Source organism: Actinoplanes sp. M2I2, assembly GCF_023544445.1.
Lineage (GTDB): Bacteria > Actinomycetota > Actinomycetes > Mycobacteriales > Micromonosporaceae > Actinoplanes.
Genome location: NZ_JALPVJ010000021.1, coordinates 81,770 through 100,153, shown reverse-complemented (window position 1 = coordinate 100,153; position 18,384 = coordinate 81,770). Strand labels below are relative to the sequence as shown.

The 18,384-nt window shown below is 71.6% G+C and carries 16 protein-coding genes; 7 read left to right on the top strand and 9 right to left on the bottom strand.

Annotated features, from left to right (window positions below):
• Positions 1 to 162: 162 nt before the first annotated feature.
• The 3 genes from HJC40_RS35165 to HJC40_RS35155 all read left to right on the top strand — a co-directional run bounded on the left by HJC40_RS35165 (position 163) and on the right by HJC40_RS35155 (position 4,392).
• Positions 163 to 1,317 carry a sigma-70 family RNA polymerase sigma factor gene (locus HJC40_RS35165; RefSeq protein ID WP_250007754.1) on the top strand — a complete coding sequence of 385 codons (1,155 nt, stop codon included), beginning with the start codon at positions 163 to 165 and terminating at the stop codon, positions 1,315 to 1,317.
• Between the two features lie 204 nt (positions 1,318 to 1,521).
• The gene (locus tag HJC40_RS35160; protein ID WP_250007753.1) at positions 1,522 to 2,991 is read left to right on the top strand and encodes a mannitol dehydrogenase family protein; all 1,470 of its coding nucleotides are present in this window, start codon (positions 1,522 to 1,524) and stop codon (positions 2,989 to 2,991) included.
• 27 nt (positions 2,992 to 3,018) lie between these two features.
• Entirely contained in the window at positions 3,019 to 4,392 is a 1,374-nt protein-coding gene (locus HJC40_RS35155) for a hypothetical protein (protein WP_250007752.1), read from the top strand.
• A 22-nt stretch (positions 4,393 to 4,414) separates the two neighbouring features.
• On the opposite strand, the gene HJC40_RS35150 is transcribed toward HJC40_RS35155, so the two are convergent.
• Entirely contained in the window at positions 4,415 to 4,939 is a 525-nt protein-coding gene (locus HJC40_RS35150; protein ID WP_250007751.1) for a hypothetical protein, read from the bottom strand.
• A gap of 30 nt (positions 4,940 to 4,969) precedes the next feature.
• On the opposite strand from HJC40_RS35150, the gene HJC40_RS35145 reads away from it, so the two are divergent.
• On the top strand, positions 4,970 to 5,896 hold the full coding sequence (locus tag HJC40_RS35145; protein WP_308200983.1) for an inositol monophosphatase: 927 nt from the start codon (positions 4,970 to 4,972) through the stop codon (positions 5,894 to 5,896).
• A gap of 669 nt (positions 5,897 to 6,565) precedes the next feature.
• Here HJC40_RS35145 and HJC40_RS46380 read toward each other — a convergent pair.
• The 7 genes from HJC40_RS46380 to HJC40_RS35110 all read right to left on the bottom strand — a co-directional run bounded on the left by HJC40_RS46380 (position 6,566) and on the right by HJC40_RS35110 (position 13,504).
• Positions 6,566 to 7,465 carry a carbohydrate ABC transporter permease gene (locus HJC40_RS46380; protein WP_250007748.1) on the bottom strand — a complete coding sequence of 300 codons (900 nt, stop codon included), beginning with the start codon at positions 7,463 to 7,465 and terminating at the stop codon, positions 6,566 to 6,568.
• Positions 7,466 to 8,368 carry a carbohydrate ABC transporter permease gene (locus HJC40_RS35135; protein ID WP_250007747.1) on the bottom strand — a complete coding sequence of 301 codons (903 nt, stop codon included), beginning with the start codon at positions 8,366 to 8,368 and terminating at the stop codon, positions 7,466 to 7,468.
• A gap of 6 nt (positions 8,369 to 8,374) precedes the next feature.
• Positions 8,375 to 9,661 (bottom strand): sugar ABC transporter substrate-binding protein, encoded by a 1,287-nt coding sequence (locus HJC40_RS35130; protein ID WP_250007746.1) that lies wholly within the window; start codon positions 9,659 to 9,661, stop codon positions 8,375 to 8,377.
• A gap of 69 nt (positions 9,662 to 9,730) precedes the next feature.
• The gene (locus HJC40_RS35125; protein ID WP_250007745.1) at positions 9,731 to 10,693 is read right to left on the bottom strand and encodes a nucleoside hydrolase; all 963 of its coding nucleotides are present in this window, start codon (positions 10,691 to 10,693) and stop codon (positions 9,731 to 9,733) included.
• Between the two features lie 42 nt (positions 10,694 to 10,735).
• Complete coding sequence (locus tag HJC40_RS35120) at positions 10,736 to 11,434, bottom strand: hypothetical protein (protein ID WP_250007744.1); 699 nt, start codon at positions 11,432 to 11,434, stop codon at positions 10,736 to 10,738.
• A 172-nt stretch (positions 11,435 to 11,606) separates the two neighbouring features.
• Positions 11,607 to 12,998: a hypothetical protein gene (locus HJC40_RS35115; protein WP_250007742.1), complete on the bottom strand. Its 1,392-nt coding sequence runs from the start codon at positions 12,996 to 12,998 to the stop codon at positions 11,607 to 11,609.
• Positions 12,995 to 13,504, bottom strand: coding sequence for a SigE family RNA polymerase sigma factor (locus HJC40_RS35110; protein WP_250007741.1), 510 nt, complete (start codon positions 13,502 to 13,504; stop codon positions 12,995 to 12,997). The genes HJC40_RS35115 and HJC40_RS35110 overlap by 4 nt, the downstream gene beginning before the upstream one ends.
• A gap of 380 nt (positions 13,505 to 13,884) precedes the next feature.
• Between HJC40_RS35110 and HJC40_RS35105 the strand changes: the two genes are divergently transcribed.
• The gene (locus tag HJC40_RS35105) at positions 13,885 to 14,490 is read left to right on the top strand and encodes a response regulator transcription factor (RefSeq protein WP_250007740.1); all 606 of its coding nucleotides are present in this window, start codon (positions 13,885 to 13,887) and stop codon (positions 14,488 to 14,490) included.
• Positions 14,491 to 14,509: 19 nt separating this feature from the next.
• On the top strand, positions 14,510 to 15,073 hold the full coding sequence (locus tag HJC40_RS35100) for a VanZ family protein (protein WP_250007739.1): 564 nt from the start codon (positions 14,510 to 14,512) through the stop codon (positions 15,071 to 15,073).
• Here the strand turns inward: HJC40_RS35100 and HJC40_RS35095 are convergent.
• Entirely contained in the window at positions 15,046 to 16,125 is a 1,080-nt protein-coding gene (locus HJC40_RS35095) for a glycosyltransferase (RefSeq protein ID WP_250007738.1), read from the bottom strand. The two genes, HJC40_RS35100 and HJC40_RS35095, sit on opposite strands and share 28 nt — an antisense overlap.
• A 340-nt stretch (positions 16,126 to 16,465) precedes the next feature.
• On the opposite strand from HJC40_RS35095, the gene HJC40_RS35090 reads away from it, so the two are divergent.
• Positions 16,466 to 18,382, top strand: coding sequence for a nucleoside-diphosphate sugar epimerase/dehydratase (locus tag HJC40_RS35090; RefSeq protein WP_250007737.1), 1,917 nt, complete (start codon positions 16,466 to 16,468; stop codon positions 18,380 to 18,382).
• Positions 18,383 to 18,384: the final 2 nt, after the last annotated feature.

The following is an 18,384-nucleotide window of genomic DNA, read 5'->3' as shown; positions in this document are numbered from 1 at the left end:
CTCGGGCGTTTCAGGCGGCGCGGATGCCCTCATTCGCGTGGTTGAAACGGCAACTGTCCCGCGAGCGTGGTTAGACTGGTCGGGAACTGACCGATCCGCCCTGTGTCCGCGGAGTTGTCGTCACGGAGGTGACGCATGCCCATGGACCACATTGGCCGAACGATGCCGGGACGCACCGCCGAGGTCTTCGAGGATCTCGATGTGGTAGCCGAGCAGTACGCCCGCGACCGTGCCGGACTTCCACCGGCCCAGACCCAGCGCTTACGCGAGGAAACGATCCGCCGGATGCTGCCCTTCGCGGGGCGCCTGGCCGGCCGCTACCGCCACGGCCGCGAGCCCTCCGACGACCTCGAGCAGGTCGCGCGGCTCGGACTGATCAAGGCGATCGACCGCTACGACCCTGAGCGGGGCTCCTTCACTGCGTACGCGGTGACCACGATCGTCGGCGAGCTCAAGCGGTACTTCCGCGATCACAGCTGGGGCCTGCAGGTGCCCCGCCGGCTGCAGGACCTGTCCCGGGTCGTCGGGCAGGCCGACGAGGCCCTGACCACCGAGCTCAACCGGCCGCCCTCCGACCGCGAGGTGGCGGTCCGATGCGGGATCACCGAGCAGGAGGTCGCCGAGGCGCGCCGGTCACGGGCGGGCTATCGGCCGGTCTCGCTGAGCCTGCCGGTGGGTGACTCCGGTGGGGAGCTGAGCGACCTGCTGGGCGGGGCCGACGGCGCCCTGGAACTGGTGCCCGAGCAGCTCACCCTGCGCCGATTGCTCGATCAGCTGCCGACCCGGGAACGTCGCATTCTATTGGAACGTTTTTACGGCAACCGCACCCAGCTGGAGATCGCCAACGACCTGGGCATTTCCCAGATGCATGTGTCCCGTCTGCTCAACCGCACGCTCGAGTGGCTGCGGACCGCCATGCTGACCGAGGACACACCGGCCTGGCACGGGGAGAGCACCGACACCGCCGAGACCAATCCCGTCGTCGCCGTGCGGCGGCAGCCGACCGGCCTGCGTGTCGTGGTGGCCGGCGAGGTCGACCGCGACAATGCCGGGCTCCTGCGCGAGGCGCTGCTCCGCCTGGTCCGCCGCGCACCGGCCGGCTCGCGGCTGGAGATCGACCTGGCCGCGGTGCCGTTGCTGGCCGCGGCCGGCGTGGCGGCGCTGCTGGCGGTGCACGAGGCCGCCCGGATCCGCCGGATCGAAGTCACCGCCGTGGGCGTGCAACCGTTCGTCCGGCGCATCGCCGCCATCACCGGCCTGGGGGCGCTGCTCCGGGCCGAGGAGGCGCCGCCCGCCCGGCGGCCCGGGCTGAACTGACCGGGAGCGGCGCCGGAATCCGTTGTTTCCGGCGCCGTTCCGTGGGCAAGCGAGTCCACCGCACCACGGGCCGTCCTCCGGTCCGATCGCGGCGCAGTCCGACCGGACTGCCTTCCATCTGCCCCGCGCCGACGGCGAACCCGTAACTGCGACCCGGTCACCACCGGGCGGCGCCGCCGTGCGCGAAAGTCGAAGGGTCTCGCCGTGACCACTCCTGTTGCGCTCACCGACCGTACGCTGGCGTCGCTCCGCGACCGGCTCGATGTGCCCACCTACCGGCGGGCCGCGCTCATTCCCTCCGTGGTCCATCTGGGGGTCGGCGGATTCCACCGTGCCCACCAGGCGGTCTATCTGGACGACCTGGCCCGGCAGGGCGACTGCGACTGGGGCGAGGTCGGCGTCGGCCTGCGCTCGACCACCATGCGGGACGCCCTGAGCCCGCAGGATCACCTGTTCACCGTGGTGGAACGGGACGGCGCCGGCGACACCGCGCGCGTGGTCGGGTCCATGGTTGATTACCTGTTCGCCCCGGACGATCCCGAGGCGGTGCTCCGCATCCTGGCCGATCGGCGGGTCCGGCTGGTCACGCTGACGATCACCGGCGACGGCTATCGCCGGGCCCCGGACTCGCCGCCCGCGGCCCGTCCGGTCGAGGACCCGCCGCCCGCGGCCCGTTTTCTGGTCGAGGCCCTTGACCGCCGCCGCCGGGCCGGGCTGCCCGGTTTCACCGTGCTGTCGTGCGACAACCTCGCCGACAACGGCGCGGCCGCGCGGGACATGGTCCTGGACCTCGCGACCGTCCGCGACCGGCGCCTGGCCGCCTGGATCGACGCGCACGTCACGTTTCCCGCCTCGATGGTCGACCGGATCACGCCGGCCACCGACGACGCCGCCCGCGACCTGGTGGCCACGCGATTCGGCGTCCACGACCGGTCACCGGTGATCACCGAGCCGTTCCGGCAGTGGGTGATCGAGGACGACTTCCCGTACGGACGACCGCCCCTGGAGCGTGCCGGCGTCCAGTTCGTGGCCGACGTGACGCCGTACAAGTTGATGAAGACCCGTCTGCTCAACGCCGGGCACAGTGCCCTGGGCTATCTCGGCTGCCTGACCGGCGACTATCGCACCACCAGCGAGGCGATGGCCAACCCGGTCGTCGCCGACTACCTGGCCGTGCTGCTGGGCGAGGAGATCGCGCCGCTGCTGCCCGCGGTGCCCGGCATCGATCTGAACGCATACCAGCAAAGCCTGCTGCGCCGTTTCGCCAACCCGGCGATCAGCGACCAGCTCGCCCGGCTGTGCGGGCGCGGGTCCACCAAGATGCCCGCCTACCTGCTGCCCAGCCTGGCCGAGGCCCGCCGGCAGGGCCGGCCCGCGACCCTGCTCGCCCTGGCCGTGGCCGCCTGGTTCTGCTACCTGCGCGGGTACGACCTCAACGGCTCGCCGATCGAGGTGCGCGACCGCCTGGCCGGTGAACTGCGCGAGCTGGCCCGGACCGGAGGCAACGACCCGCGCCCGCTGCTGGCCGAGCGCGATCTGTTCGGCTCACTGAGCGAGGATGCCGGCCTGGTCACGGCGATCGAGTGCGCCCTGCACGACCTGGAGATGTACGGGCCGGCCGCCACCGTCTGCGACTACCTGGCCGAAAAGCTGCCGGCCGAACCCGCCGTTTGACGAAAGTCGTGCGGGGAAGGCGTCGCCATGACAACCTTCTCCCTGCAGTCCACCCTGGACTCCGCACGGGTCCGGGTCGTCGCGCCCGCCGCCCCGGCGCGCGCGCCGCGCCGGACCCTGCTCGGCTATCTCCTCATGCCCCGCCCGAAGGACCTGTTCAAGGCGTCGCTGATGCCGCTGACGTTCGGTCTGGCCGCGCTGGCCGCGGGCGGGGTGAGCCCGACGACGGTGCTCCGGGCGGTCGTCGTCCTGGCGGCGCTGGAACTGCTGATCTACCCGGCCCGCTACCAGTGGAACGACATCCGCGGTTTCGCCGCCGACCAGCGGCACCCGGCCGAGGCCGATCGCGGGCGCCTGCCCGGCCCCCTCGACCGGGCCCGCCCGCACATCGCCGCCAGCACGGCCGTCGCGGCGCTGCGACTGCTGGTGGCCGCGGCCCTGCCGCTGCTGCTGCCGGGCCTGCACCTGGGCCCGTTCATCGTGGGGATGGTGCTCGGCGTCGTCGGGGTCGCCATCGCGTACGAGGGACTGCGCTCGGCCGCCACCGGTCGCTCGGGCCAGGTGCCGGCGCCGGTGCGGCCGGTGATCGTCGCGCTCTGGTTCGTCGTAGGAGCCGGCTACGTGGTCCGGGGGCTGACCGGCTTGGCGCTGGTGGTGGATCTCCCCCGCACTCCGGCGCTCGCGGTGGCGGCCGGGGTGACGCTCTGGGCGTACGGGATGGCCTTCGTGACAAGCCGCTGGGCGATCGAGTCGACGGCGTTCGCCCGCCTCCGTGACGGCCGCCTGAGCTGGGCCTGCGAGGCCGGTCACGCGCGAGAACACCTGCTGGCCCTGGTGCGCTGGGTGCCCGACCGCGTGGACCCGCGGCACCTGGGTCACCGCCCGGCTGACGGCCTGGCTGACCGCCCGGCTGACGGCCTGACTCACGGCCTGGCTGACGGCCCGGTCACCGGCTGGGCCGCCCTGCGGGGCCGCACGGCGCTCACCGCCCCGTGGAACCTGGCCGCTGTCATCGCCGGTGCGGGCGCCGCGCTCACCGGGCGACTGCTTGTCGGCCCGGCCTCCACACAGGAGGGAGTGTTCGTCGCGCTGGTCGGCGGTCTGGGTGCGCTGGTCGTCCTTGTGGCGCCCCGCTTCCGACCCGGCGTGGTGGTGGCCGGTGCTGTCGTCCTGGTCGGCCTCCTCGGGCTCCAGACCGACGCGGCGGTAGTTGGGGCCCTGCCGTGGCTGGTGATCGCCGGTGCCTATCTGAGGTGCGTCGGCGGGTCGCTGAACACGATGGGCGCCCTCGGCGACCGGCTCCGCTCCCGCGTCGCCGCCGCCCTGGTACCCCTCGCGCGGGCAGCTCTGGGGCACGAGACATGGGCCACCCTGACCGGAAACGGGCCCGCACGTGGCTGACCCCAGCAACGACCGCCAGTCGTCAGGCGCTTTGGTGTATGACGCCGCTGTGGATGGCGTTCCCGTGAATGACGCCGCTGTGAATGGCGTTCCCGTGAATGACGCCGCTGTGAATGGCGTTCCTGTGGATAGCGCTACTGCGAATGGCGTTCCTGTGGATAGCGCTGCTGTGAATGACCTTCCTGTGCACAGCGCTGCTGTGGATGAAGCAGTCGCCGACGGCGTTCGTGTGGATGGCGCTGCTGTGGAAGACGCTGCCGCCGACGGCGTTCCTGTGGAGGGCATTCCTGTGGACGGCGCTTCCCGTGATGGCGCTTCTTCGGATGGTGCGCCGGTGACAGAACCTGCCCCTGACGCCCTGCGTGGGCATAGGGCCGTCTTTGGTGGCGCCCCCGTGACCAGTGCTTGCGTTGACGTTGGTGCTACGGAAGGCGTTGCCGCCGACGATGGCGTTCGTCTTGATGTTGCTGCTGTCGATCACGTTGATGTTGACGGCTCTCGTGTTGACGGTGCTCGTGTTGACCGCGCTTATGTTGACGACGCTCATGTTGACGGTGCTCGTGTTGACAGCGCTCGCGTGGATGGTGCTCGCGGGGATGGTGGTCGCGGGGATGGCGGTTCTGTGGCCGGCGCGTCTGCGGTTGGCGATCGGAACGTCGGCTCTCGCATTGGCGGGTCTCCGATTGCCGTCCTCGACCTCGATGAGCTGTTGAGCATCGCGCGGCGGGCCGCTCAGGCCGGTGCCCGCGTCGCCCTCGACTGGGGTCTGCGGGCGAGCAGTCTGCGGATCGAGGAGAAGGCCGGGCCGGCCGACCTGGTGAGCCAGGCCGACCGGGACACCGAGCGGGCGATCTGCGACGTGCTGCGGCGGCTGCGCCCGGACGACGGGGTGCTGGGGGAGGAGCACGGCTCTGTCACCGGCCGGTCGGGCGTGCGGTGGCTGGTCGACCCGATCGACGGGACGACCAGCTATCTCTACGGCCGGTCGGACTGGTCGGTCAGCGTGGCCGCCTACGCGTCCGACGGCAGCCGGTTGCTGGCCGGTGTCGTGGTCGAGCCGATGCTGCACCGGATCACCGAAGCCCGGGCCGGCGGCGGCACGCACGACGGGGGCACGCGAGCCGGGTTGCTCGCGCAGGGCGAGCTGTCGCGAGCCCTGATCGAGGTCAACCTGGGCCGTCCCGATCAGCGCCCGAGGGCGGGTGACATGGTCGCCGCGCTCACGCCACGGGTCCGGGATCTGCGCCGCAGCGGAAGCGCGGCGGCCGCCCTGGCCCAGGTGGCCACGGGACGTGCCGATGCCGCCTGGCTGCCGGGCCTGCAGCCCTGGGACTTCGCGGCCGGCGTCCTGCTGGTGCAGGAGGCCGGGGGAGTCGTCGGTGACCTCAGTGGACGTTCGCCCGACGGAACCTGGCCGGGCAGCGGCGACGTCCTTGCCACCTGTGAAGAGCTCTTCGAGCCGCTGCGCGCCCTGCTCGCAACTGCTTACTCCGTCACTGGTTGAGCCATCCCCGCGCGTGCTGCTCGGTCCGCAGCATGACGTCTTCGCGAGACGCGCGTTCGCGTTATCGGCCACTACTGACGACTCGTGCAGCTCCGTGCCGTGATTCCGGCAAGCCGAGCGACTCGTGCAGCGCCGCGACGGGATTCCGGGCAAGCCAAGCGACTCCTGCGCCACAGCGCCGGGTTTACTGCAAACCAGGCGACTTCTGCAGCGCCACGCTGGGATTGCGGTGAGCCGAGCGGTTCCTGCGGCACAGCGCGGGGATTCCCGTGGGCCGGGCGACTTCTGCAGCGCCACGCTGCGATTGCGGTGAGCCGAGCGGTTCCTGCGGCACAGCGCGGGGATTCCCGTGGGCCGGGCGACTTCTGCAGCGCCACGCTGCGACTGCGGTGAGCCGAGCGGATCCTGCGGCACCGCGCCGGATTCCCGTGGGCCGGGCGACTTCCGCAGCCCCGCCCACGGGACTCCAGCAAGCTGAACACCTCCCGCGCCACAGCGCCGGGATTCCGGCAAGCTGAAGACCTCCCGCGCCACAGCGCCGGGATTCCGGCAAGCTGAACACCTCCCGCGCCACAGCGCCGGGGATTCCGGCAAGCCATGACCGTGACCCGGCGCTCAGCCCCACAACACCCCCCCGGGCTGAGGAGGACCTATCGGGTTCGCGGATGACTACTTGAGGCCGGACGATGACACCGACTGGGTGAAGTAGCGCTGGAAGAACAGCAGGATCAGCAACGGCACGAGGGCGGTGAGCACAGCCCCGGCGAAGATCGCCCCGAAGTCGACGCCCTGCTGGCCCGCGAACTGGGCGATGGCCACCGGCGCGACCGTCATCTCGGGATCGGGCGCGATCAGCAAGGGCCACAGGTAGGCCTGCCACTGGAAGACGAACAGGATCAGCCCGGCGCCGATCAGCGCCGGCCGGGACAGGGGCAGGTAGATCCGCCAGAAGACGCCCCACCAGCCCAGGCCCTCGACGCGGGCGGCCTCGGCCAGGTCGATCGGCACGCCTAGGAAGAAGCCGCGCAGCAGGAAGACCGCGAGGCCGTTCCCTACCCCGGGCAGGACCAGGGCCAGGTACGTGTTCTCCAGGTGCGCGTCGCGGAAGATGGACATCAGCGGGATGGCGATCGCGTCGAACGGGATGAGGAACGAGATCACCATGACCGCGAAGATGACGCCGCGGCCCGGGAACTTCAGGACGGCCAGGGCGAACGCCGCGGTCGCGCAGATGGCCAGCCCGATCACGAGCGTGGCCACCGTGACGATGGTCGAGTTGAGCAGCGCGCGGCCGAACTCGGCGTCGAACAGCCGGCCGAAGTTGCCGACGGTGAGCCCGCGGGGCAGCAGGGTCCAGAGGCTCACCGGCGACAGCGTCGAGAACGTCTCCCGTTGTGGCCGCAGCGCGCTCACCGCGGCCCACCACAGCGGCAGGACGAACAGCACCGCGATCACCGTGCCCAGCACGATCAGGCCGATCCGGGGACGCTGCCTGCGGCTGCGGGGCCGGGCCGGCTCGGGCTCGGGCCGGGCGCCGGTGGGTGGCCGCTGCTGGGTCTGGGTGGACACTCAGTCACTTCCTCTCGACAGCAACCGGAACTGCACGAGCACGATGGCCAGCGCGATCAACGCGACCACGACGGTGCCGGCCGCCGCCGCGCCCGCGTCCGCCCGCACGTAGGCGCGTTCGAACACATCGTTCATGATCAGGTTGGTCCGGCCGTTCGGGCCGCCGCCGGTGAGGATCTGCACGGGCGCGAAGACCAGCAGGTTCGAGATGGTGTCGGCCACCAGCACGAAGGCGAGCTGCCGGCGCAGCTGCGGGAGCGTCACCCCGCGGAAGCGGGCCCACCGGCCGGCGCCGTCCAGCGCGGCCGCCTCGTACAGGGTGGGATCGATCTCCTTGAGGCCGGCGATCAGGAACATCATCCAGTAGCCCACCCCGATCCACGAGACGACCACGATGATCGAGGCGAGCGCCTGGTCCGGCGAGGTGAGGAATCCCTGCGGCGCGATGCCCAGCCGGGTCAGGAAGCCGTTGAGCGGCCCGTCCGGGCGGAACGCCACGGCCCAGATCACGGCCGACACGCTCTGCGGGATGGCCACGGGCAGGAACACCAGGGTCCGCATCAGCCCGGCGCCGCGGATCCGCTCGTTGAAGAGGACGGCCAGCGCGAGCGCCACCGCGATCTGCAGCGGGTTCACGATGATCCCGAACAGCAGGGTGATCTTCAGCGAGTTGAGGAAGGCCGGGTCCCGCAGGAGCGCGCTGTACTGGTCGAACCCGACCCAGTGGGTCGGCTCCACGCCGAGGGCCGTGCTGCGCAGGCTGTCCCACACCGCCCGGACGGTGGGCCACAGCCGCAGCAGCACGGCGGCCAGGACGGCCGGCAGCAGGAACGTCAAGGCGACGCCGAGGTCGCCGAACCGCCGGCTGTGCTGCCGCCGGCGGCTGGGTGCCGTGGTGGTCACCGCGGCCTACTTGTTGCGGTACTTGGCGAGGTCGCGGTCGAGCTCCTGACCGGCCTGGGTCAGCCGGGTCGTCGCGTCGGTGCCGTTGCGGATGTCGGCGAACGCCTTGTTCATCACCGACTCGAAGTCGACGAAGCCGGTGGTGATCGGCCGGGACACCGCGGTGGTGGCCACCGAGTACTCGATGATGTCGGCGATCTGCTGGTAGCGCTCGCCCTTGGCGCCCAGGTTCTTGAGGTACGTCTGGAAGGCTTCCTTCTGGACCGGGATGTTGTTGCTGGTCGTGGCGGTGGCGCCGGCCGGGTCGATGGTCATGTAGCTGAGGAACTTGCGGGCCGCGTCCTTGCTGTCGGAGAACGGGCTGATCCCGGTCGACCACGAGTCGGTCGAGGTGGCCGGCTTGCCCTGGGCGAACTTGGGGAACGGCGCGACGCCGTAGTCGGCGCCCTCCTTGTCGAACGCGGCGGCGTTCCACGGTCCACCGGCGAAGAAGGCGGTGCCGCCGGTGGCGAACAGGCCGGGCGTCTGCTCGGGGTTGATGCCGCGCGGGGCCACCCCGCTCTGGAAGATGTCGTGATACCACGTGAAGGCCCGGGTCCAGCCCGCGTTGGTGACGTCCGGCTGGAGCAGGCCGTCGCCGGTGAGGCCGGGGCCGCCGCCGAGCGACTCGGCCAGCGGCTGCAGCTGGTAGTACCGGTCCACCTGGTCGAAGATCAGCCCGTACTTGGCCCCGGCCTCCTGGGCCTTCTTGCCGTCGGCGGTCACCTGCTCCCAGGTGACCGAGGTCTTCGGGTCGGCGGCCGGCGCGGTGACGCGGGCCTTGGTGAGCAGGTCCTTGTTGTAGTAGAGCAACTGGGTCGAGGTCCACCGGGGCATGGCGTACTGCTTGCCGTCGAAGGTCGTGATCTTCAGGGCGTTGGGGTCGATCTGGCCCTCGGCCTGGCCGCGCAGGTCGTCCAGGGGCTCGAGGAAGCCGCGGGAGGCGAAGGCGGCCAGCCGGGGCTCGTCGACGTCGTACAGGTCGATGTCGCTGTCCTTGGCGCCCAGCCGGGACTGGACCGTCGAGTTGAGGTCGTCGAACGGGACGACCTGCTGCTTGATCTTGATCGTCGGGTTGGCCTTCTCGAAGGCGGCGATCACCTTGTCGAACGTGCCCGGGTCCTGCGCGTTGACGAACGTCAGCGTGGTGGTCCCGCCCGACTCGCCGCCTGAGTTCCCGTCGTCGCCGCAGCCGGCCGCCGCGAGGACGAGTGTCGCCGCGCCGGTGAGGGCGAGCGCCCTGGTCCAGAACATGGTGGTTCCCTTCCACGCCGTCCGGCGTGTGGGTGAGAGGGGCGTGCGGGTGAGAGGGGTGTGCGCGGGTCAGAGCGAATAGATGTGGTTGAGGAAGAACTCGATGAAGGCGACACTGTCCACTTCGGTGGCGACCATGCAGTTGGCCTGCGGTGGGTCGCGTGACGCGAGCAGATCGGCGACGGTGACGCCACGGGTCAGGTCGCTGGTCACCTCGACCTCGACCCGGGCCGGGCGCCAGGTCACCAGGTTCGGCCGGCTGACGACAGCCACGGCGAGCGCGTCGTGCATCGGTGCGGTGCAGAAGTCCCGGCCGGGGTAGGCCTCGCGCAGGTAGTCGATCCAGGCGTGCGCGCACTCGCCGGCGTACGAGGCGAAGGGGCGGCCGGTGGCCATCAGCCGATCGGCGTCGGCCCGGTTCAGCTCCACCTGGAGAGTCACGTCGAGCCCGATGAACCGCAGCGGCGCGCCGCTGTTGAGCACGATGGCGGCGGCCTCGGGGTCGACCCAGATGTTGAACTCGCCCGGCATGGCCAGCACGCTCGTGGTGCGCAGGAACGCGCCGCCCATGATGACGATCTCCTTGACCGCCGTCGCCAGGGCCGGTTCCAGCGCCAGGGCGACCGCCACGTTGGTCAGCGGGCCGATCGCCACGATCGAGATCTCACCGGGATTGGCCAGGACGTGGTCGATGATCGCGGTGGCCGCGCGGCCCGGGGTCGGCTTACGCCCCGAGAGGTGCTCGCGGACGTCGGCCACGCGGTCGCGGGCGGGGTGGGCGTGCAGCGGGCGCACCAGCGGCGTACGGGCGCCGCACACCACCGGGATGTCCGGCTTGCCCAGGCGGTCGAGCAGGTGCAACGCGAGCACGGTGGACGTGTCGACGTCGATGTTGCCGTTGACCGTCGTGACCAGTTCCAGCGACTGGTCCTTCAGGTCCACGGCCAGGGCCATGGCGAAGCCGTCGTCGATGTCCGACCCGGGCGCGCCCATGGCGACGTCCGTGTCCAGGATGATCCGGCGGACTGACATCCTGCGGCTTTCCCCGGCGATCGCCGGGGAAACAACCGATCTTCAGAGGCGTTCCCGACCGGCGCGGCCCACCGCCGCCCGGAAGGCCGGCACGATCGGCAGCGCCGCCCAGAGCAGCGTGTCGCCGTTGTCCGGCAGTATGCCCCAATGATCGGCCAGGCTGTGCACGACGAACAACGCCAGCCGGTCGGGCGGCGGTCGTCGCGTCTGGGCGGCGCCGCGCACCCAGAGATAGAGCGAGTCGCCGTCCAGCATGGTGGTCATCGTCATCAGCGACGAGGTGTGCTCGGTGGCGTAGCTGATCAGCTCGCTGGCCAGCAGCGTGGCGTCGCCCAGCAGGTGGGGCACGCTCCAGGCCAGACACGCCTGGGTGATCAGGTCGCGGCACTGCCGGGCGCCACCGGTGAGCGGCAGGACCTGCTCGGTGAACGAGGGCGATCGCAGCGGTCCCACGGCGAGCGCGTCGACCGTCCGGGCGTACCGGCGGCTGAGCCGGCCCCGGCTGCCGGAACGGCCGGCGAGGGCGGCTTCCGGCATCGCGGCGCCGAGCATCATGACCGAGCCGGAGGCCATGCCGTTGCGCTCGGCGGCCAGGGCCGATCCGGCCAGGAAGGCCTGGTCGGCCGGGCCCAGATCGGTCAGATCGACGAGACGCCAGTCGAGCTCCAGGGCGGCGTGCCGGTCGAACACCGCCTGCAGGAGGGTCATCGAGGTCGCGTCCGGCCGGCCCAGGACGGCCACGTTCGTGCACCTCTCTCCGGAGTCGACATTCCAGGTCAGCGGGCAGATGGTCCGGCCTCCTCACCGGCTGGCGGCACGGGCTCAAGGTGCCGCGATCGATCGGGGAGCCGCCGCGTACCCCATGTTTCCGGGATTCATGCCCGGCGGCTCCCGATGGCCGTGAACGGGCAGCTCAGCCGACCACCCGGGTCTTGATGGTGTCGCCGGGCAGGCCGCCCATGTCGGTCTCGAACGGCGGCACCGGGGTGGTGCCCAGGACAGAGCCGTTCTTTCCGTACGCCGTGACGCGCGCCTCGGCGAAGGGCGGCACGGCGGTGACGCCACCGCCGGTCGCGTCGAGCGTGACCGGTACGGGCGCCGCCCCGCCGACCTGCAGAGTCAGCTTCCGCGTGCCGGCCGGCGCGGTGACGATCACCTGGTCGGTCCGATCCTCCGCGCCGTCGGCTCGCATCCGCCACGCGATCGGCCGCTGGGCCGCGCCCTTCGCGGGCAGCAGCAACCGCAGGTCCTGCCGGTACGAGTCGGCCCCGCCGTGCAGCGCGTAGGCCAGCACGCCGCCTCCCTCGGGCTGGAGGGTGATCAGCGCCGCCGGTTGCCCGCTGACCGTCCCGGTCCAGCGCACGGTGACCGCCGTACCCGCCGCGACCAGCCGGGCGTCCCGGATCGACTGGTTCACCCAGCTGCGCAGGGCGGCCCGGTCGAAGTCGCGGTCGCCGAGCGCCTTCTCGACGGTCGCCTCGCTGACGTCCTGCGGGTTGGAGTCGGACGAACTGCCCCATCCGCCGCCGGCGCCGCCCTGGTAGAGGGTGTCCGGACCGGACGTGACGGTGACCGTGACCTCGGGCGGGATCGGCGACGGAGGCAGCGTCAGCTCGGCCAGCCCGGTGCCGGCCGGCTGCGCCTGCGCCGGGTTGTGCTCGACGCGGCCCTCGGGCGTGTAGCGGAATCCCTGACTCACCGCCACCGACGATCCGGTCGGTGCGACCACGACCAGCCGGCCCGGACCGTCCGACCGGGCCAGCAGGGAGGTGACGACCGGCTCGCCGCCGTCGACGCGACCGCTCTCGACCATCTCGGCCGGGGCGGCGCCGGCCTCTCCCTCGTACCAGACCAGCGCGCGGTCCTCCAGGAAGCCGTAGCGCAACGGCACGAGCGCGAGCGCGAGACGGCTCCGGCCGACGTCGGCCGCGTACACGAACTTGATTTTCCGGCGATCGGTGATCCGCCAGGTCTCGCCGGGGTCCTGAATGTCCTTGATCTCCCGCCGCAGTCCTTCGAGGAAGGTTTTGTCCCCGGCCAGCGACCCGCGGATCGGGTCGTCCCCGAGGACGGCGCCGAAGCCGGCCACCTGGACGGCGGGCGCCCAGCCGGGCAGCGGCACGACACCGGCCTGGACACCGCCGGCCGCGGCCAGGAGGGCGGCGACCGCGGCGAGTCCCGCGCGCCGGTTGCGCTTGTGGGTGCGCTCGCGCCGCTCGAAGCCGGTCCACGGGTCCTCGGCCACGTCGAGCAGTTCGGCCTCGGCCGCGAGCGCGTTCTTCAGCATCGCTTCGGTCCCGGTCATGCTTGCGTCCTTTCCGGTACGGGGTGGAGATGCGCACGGAGCCGGTCGAGCCCGCGCGAGGCCTGGCTCTTGACCGTGCCGACCGAGCAGCCCAGCAGGTCGGCCACCTCGGCCTCGCCCAGGTCGGCGAAGTAGCGCAGCACCAGCACCGCCCGCATCCGCGGCGGCAGCTCGCGCAGCGCGGCGACCACCTGCTGCCGCTGGTCGACCGGGCCGTACGGGTCGGCCACGGGGGAGTCGGTGACCAGCAGCGGCACCTCGCGGACGCGGTGGCGGCGGCGCCACGACGTCGCGGTGTTGACCATCGCCTTGCGCACGTAGGCCACCGGCGCCTCCATCTGCGCGACGCGGCCCCACTTGCGATGGGTCTTCTCCAGAGCGGCCTGGACCAGATCCTCGGCGTGCCCGCGGTCGCCGGTCAGCAGATAGGCGACCCGCACCAGCGGCCCCCAGTGCTGCTCGACGAAGGCGCGGAAGCCGTCGTCCGCCGGTGAATGTGATGACATGCTGCGCTCAACGCCTTTCCGTACCGCAAAGGTTGAGTCGGTGTCCTCTGGAGACGGTGAAACGGGCGATTAGCGACGGTTCGGTGGTCGTGCCGAGGCCGCCGCTCAGGAGAACCGGTGTAGTTGGGTCATTTGATCGGCTAGTGCGGTGTCCGTTCTGTGACGCAGACGTTACGGTGAGGAGGCACCGGGGCGGGTTGGTCCGGTGGCTCAAAGCCGTCATGACCAGGCCGGTCGGAAATTCTTCGCGCTCGCGACCCATCCACCGGTCTCGGTGCGCCGAATAGACACGCAGGAGTACACAGGTAAGAGCTTTCCGGGGTGCCTGCCGGATCCATGATCCGGGCACGGGTGCTGGCGTCCATCGGTGAGGTGATGTGGTGATCCGAGTCGCGGTGGCCAGGGACGAGGGATATTTCGGCGTCCCGGTCCGTGCTCTGCTCGAGTCCAACCCTGACATGCATTTCATCGGCACCCTGCCCTTCGGCCTCGACCTGCCCCAGGTCGCCGCCGAGATGTGGCCCGGTGTGATCGTCATCGACACGGAGTACATGGTGAGCCAGGTGCTGCCGGTCGCCAGCGCCGTCCGCTCGGCCAATCCGTCGTGCGCGATGCTGCTGCTCTGCGACCCCAGCAAGCGGGGCATGCTGCCGCCGCGGCACCGGTCCGGTCTGCTCAGCTTCCTGCCCAAGGACACGTCGGCGGCGCTGCTGGCCGATTCGGTCCGCCGGCTCGCGGGCGGCGAACGGGTGGTGTCGGCCCGGCTGCAGACGGCCTCGCTGCTCGCCGACAAAGGGCTGAGCACGCGCGAGCTCGAGGTGCTGGGGCTGGCGGCCGAGGGCGAGCCGGTCAAGGAGATCGCCAAGCGGCTGTTCCTCTCCGGCGGCACGGTGCGCAACTACCTCTCGGCGGTCATCTCCAAGACCGGCGCGCGCAACCGGCTCGACGCCATCCGCATCGCGCGCAAGGACGGCTGGCTGCGCTGACGCACGTACTGTTGGTCCGGTGCCCATCGGTCGTCTCGAGGTTCCCGCCCTGCCGGTCATGATCCCGCTGGGGATCGCATTGATGATCGTCGCGGCGCTCGTGCTGCGTCGCCGCGGTGAGCTGACCCGGTCCCGGTTCGTCGCGGTGTCGCTGGCCGGCTGGTACGCGGTGGCTGTGCTGGGCGCGACCATGCTGCCGCTGCGGCTGTTCTGGGGCCCGGGGGCCGGTGAGCCCGAGCTCTACCGCATCCTGCTGATCCCGTTCGTGACGATGCGGCCCGACGACTTCGTGCTGAACGTCGCCATGACGCTGCCCCTGGCCGCCGCGCTGCGGGTCGTCTTCGGCCTGCGGGACCGCGGCCGGGTCGTGCTGACCGGTTTCCTGCTCAGCCTCGGCATCGAGACGACGCAGCTGCTGATCCTGGTCTTCCTGCACGGCAACCGCTGGGCCGACACGAACGACCTGATCGCCAACACGCTCGGCGCCTGGCTGGGCTGGCTCGCCCTGCGGCGGTTGCTGACGGTCCCGGCCGTCCGCGAGCTCCTGGAACGTCGTCAGGCCGAGCCGGCCGCCCGTTCGTAGAGCTCACCGACCTCGGCGGCGACCCGCTCGGCGTCGTACCGGTCGCCGGCCGACCGGGCCGCCAGCCGGCCACCGGAGCGCTCGGCCACGCAGAGCACCTCGGCCCGCAGCCCGCGGGGCAGCGACTCGGGGTCGTGGGCGGTGAGCCGCCGCGTGCCGTCGACCCGCGTGCCGTCCAGCGGCGGGCAGGCGGCGTAGAGGGCGGGCAGCCCGGCCGCGATCGCCTCGAGCACGGCCAGCCCGAAGGTCTCGCGGCCGGGTGACGCGAAGACGTCCATGGCGCAGAGCATCTCGCGGGCGTGCCGCACCGGACCGGTGAACCGCACCCGGTCGGCGACACCCTCGATGGCCGCCAGCCGTTCCAGGGCGTGCCGTGACGAGCCGTCTCCGACCAGCACCAGGACCGCGCCGGGCACCTCGCCGACCGCGCGGATCAGCACGTCGAACCGCTGGCGCGGTTCCAGCCGGCCGAGGCCGCCGATCACCGGGGTGCCGGGTGGGATGCGCAGCCGGGCCCGCGCGGCCGCACGCAGCCCGGCATCGAAGCGGAACTCCTGAGGGTCGATGCCCTTCGGGATCACGACCACGCGCTCGGGCGGCACCCCCCACCGGCGCAGGCGCTCGGCGACTGCCGGGGACACCGCGACGGTGACCTGGCCGAGGCGCTCGGCGGCCCGGTAGATCGCCCGGGCGCCCGCCTCGACGTGATACTCGGTGGCCACCACCCGCGCGATGCCGGCCAGCCAGGCGGCCGGCCGGCCCTGCACGCCGGCCCGGAACAGGTGGCAGTGCACCACGTCGAAGCCGCCCCGGCGGGCCAGCCGGCGCAGCCCGAGGATCGTGCCGAGGTCGAGATCGCGCGAGCTGACGAGCTCGTGCACCGCCGTGCCGTCGGCCCGCAGCGCGTCCAGGACGGGCCCGGGCGGGGACAGCGTGACGACTTCGCTCTGCTGCGGCAGGTGGCGGATCAGAAGCCGCAGCTGGTGTTCGGCGCCGTCGCCGGCCCGGGCGCTGATGACGTGCAGCACCCGCGCCATTCTGCCCACTTTCACCGTGTCATTGTCGGTAATCTGATTGTGCGCTCTGAAAGGGACGTTCGCAGACTTCAACCATCGCCGGACAGTCGCAGATGTCATGAAGAAGCTGAGCAGGTCTCATATCGCCGCCGGAGGGATTGACCAGCTCAGAGCCGATGTCATGCCTAACGTGAAAAATCCTCACACGTCGCATGACAATTGCCACTGTATTCGACTCAGGGCTCCTGGCACGCTCGATCCGCAGGCGGCGAAAGCGCTTCGGATCATATTCCTCTCTTCCTGAGACGCCTTTTCCTTGCCTGGTGAAGGACATTTCTGCCGGTGATCCCGGGCGTTGCGCACAAGGAGGAAAAGCATGCTGCTGAGGAATGCGGCGCCCCCCGGGAGAACCGACGACCCGGGGAGCCGATGGCCGGGCGCCCGGTGGACGGGAACGGTTCTCTTCGGCCGCGCGGCCCGGGCCGGCGTCGACGCGCTCGCCCTCGCCGCCGCCCTGGCCATCGCCACGGTGCTGCGCCACGACGGCGACATCGCCGCCGCAGACCTCACCGGGCTGCTGATCCTCTCGGCCATCGGCGCGGTCGTCCACACCGCGGCCGGGTTGCGCCTCGGGCTCTACACCGGACGGTGGGCGTACGGCTGCTTCGAAGAGATCCTGGCGCTGGCCAAGACGGCGGCGATCACCACACCGGTGCTCTTCGTGCTCGACACCCTGCTCGGCCGGCTGGTGCCGCGGTCGGCCATCATCGCGTCCGGCCTCATCGCCCTGGTCCTCGCGGCCGGGGTGCGCTATGCCGTACGGCTGGCGCGCGACCAGCGGCTGCGGCCCTCACCCGCGCAGGGCGGACGCGTGGTCGTGATGGGCGCCGGCGAGGGTGCGACCCAGGTCGTCCGGGCCATGCTGCGCGACCCCGGCAGCCCGTACGTGCCGGTCGCCCTGCTCGACGACGACCCGGCCAAGCGGACCCTGCAGATCATGGGCGTGCCCGTCGCCGGCACCCGGCACGCGCTGGCCCAGGTGGTCGACCGCTACGAGGCCGACGTCGTGCTCATCGCCATCCCCAGCGCCGGCGCCGAGCTGGTGCGGGAGCTGACCGAGCTCGCCGGGCCGGCCGGCGTCGAGGTCAAGGTCGTCCCGCCGGTCGTCGAGCTGTTCGGCCGCACGGTCAGCGTCGGCGACATCCGCCCGGTCACCCACGCCGACCTGCTCGGCCGCCGGGAGATCGGCATCGACCTGGCGGCGATCGCCGGTTACCTGGCCGGCCGCCGGGTGCTGGTCACCGGGGCCGGCGGCTCGATCGGCTCGGAGCTGTGCCGGCAGGTCATGCGCTTCTCGCCGGCCGCCCTGGTGATGCTCGACCGCGACGAGTCGGGTCTGCACGCCGTCCAGCTCTCGATGGACGGCCGCGGCCTGCTCGACGACCGCAACCTGGTCGTCGCCGACATCCGCGACCAGCAGCGCCTCGACGAGGTCTTCGCCGAGCATCGCCCGCAGGTGGTGTTCCACGCGGCCGCGCTCAAGCACCTGCCACTGCTCGAGATGCACCCGTCCGAGGCACTCAAGACCAACATCATCGGCACCTACCAGATCCTGCAGACCGCGCTGCGGCACGGCGTCGAGCGGCTGGTCAACATCTCGACAGACAAGGCCGCCGATCCCGGCAGCGTGCTCGGCTACTCCAAGCGGATCACCGAGCGGCTCACCGCCGCGGCCGACCAGGCCGGCGACGGCACCTTCTGCAGCGTCCGGTTCGGCAACGTGCTCGGCAGCCGCGGCTCGGTCCTCACCGCGTTCGCCGCACAGGTCGAGGCGGGCGGACCGATCACCGTGACCCATCCCGAGGTCTCGCGCTACTTCATGACCGTCCAGGAGGCGGTCCGGCTGGTCGTGCAGGCCGGCGCGCTGGACAGTGCGGGCGAGGTGCTGGTGCTCGACATGGGCGAGCCGGTACGCATCGCCGACGTGGCCCGCCGCCTCGCCGACGCCGCCGAGCGGCCCATTCCCATCGTCTACACCGGACTGCGGCCGGGCGAGAAGATGCACGAGAGCCTGTTCGGGGCCGACGAGCCCGACAGCCGCCCGAGCCACCCGTTGATCTCGCAGGTGCCGGTGCCGCCCCTGGACGGGGCCGTGCTCTCGCTGCTCGACCCGGCCTCCCCGCGGGCCGATCTCATCGCCGTCCTGCACTGGCTGGCCCTGAGCCCCGCCCTGTCGGTCGCCCGGGCGCCCGCCGTCCTGAAGCAGCGCCGCCCTCACCTCCGAGCCAGCTAGGG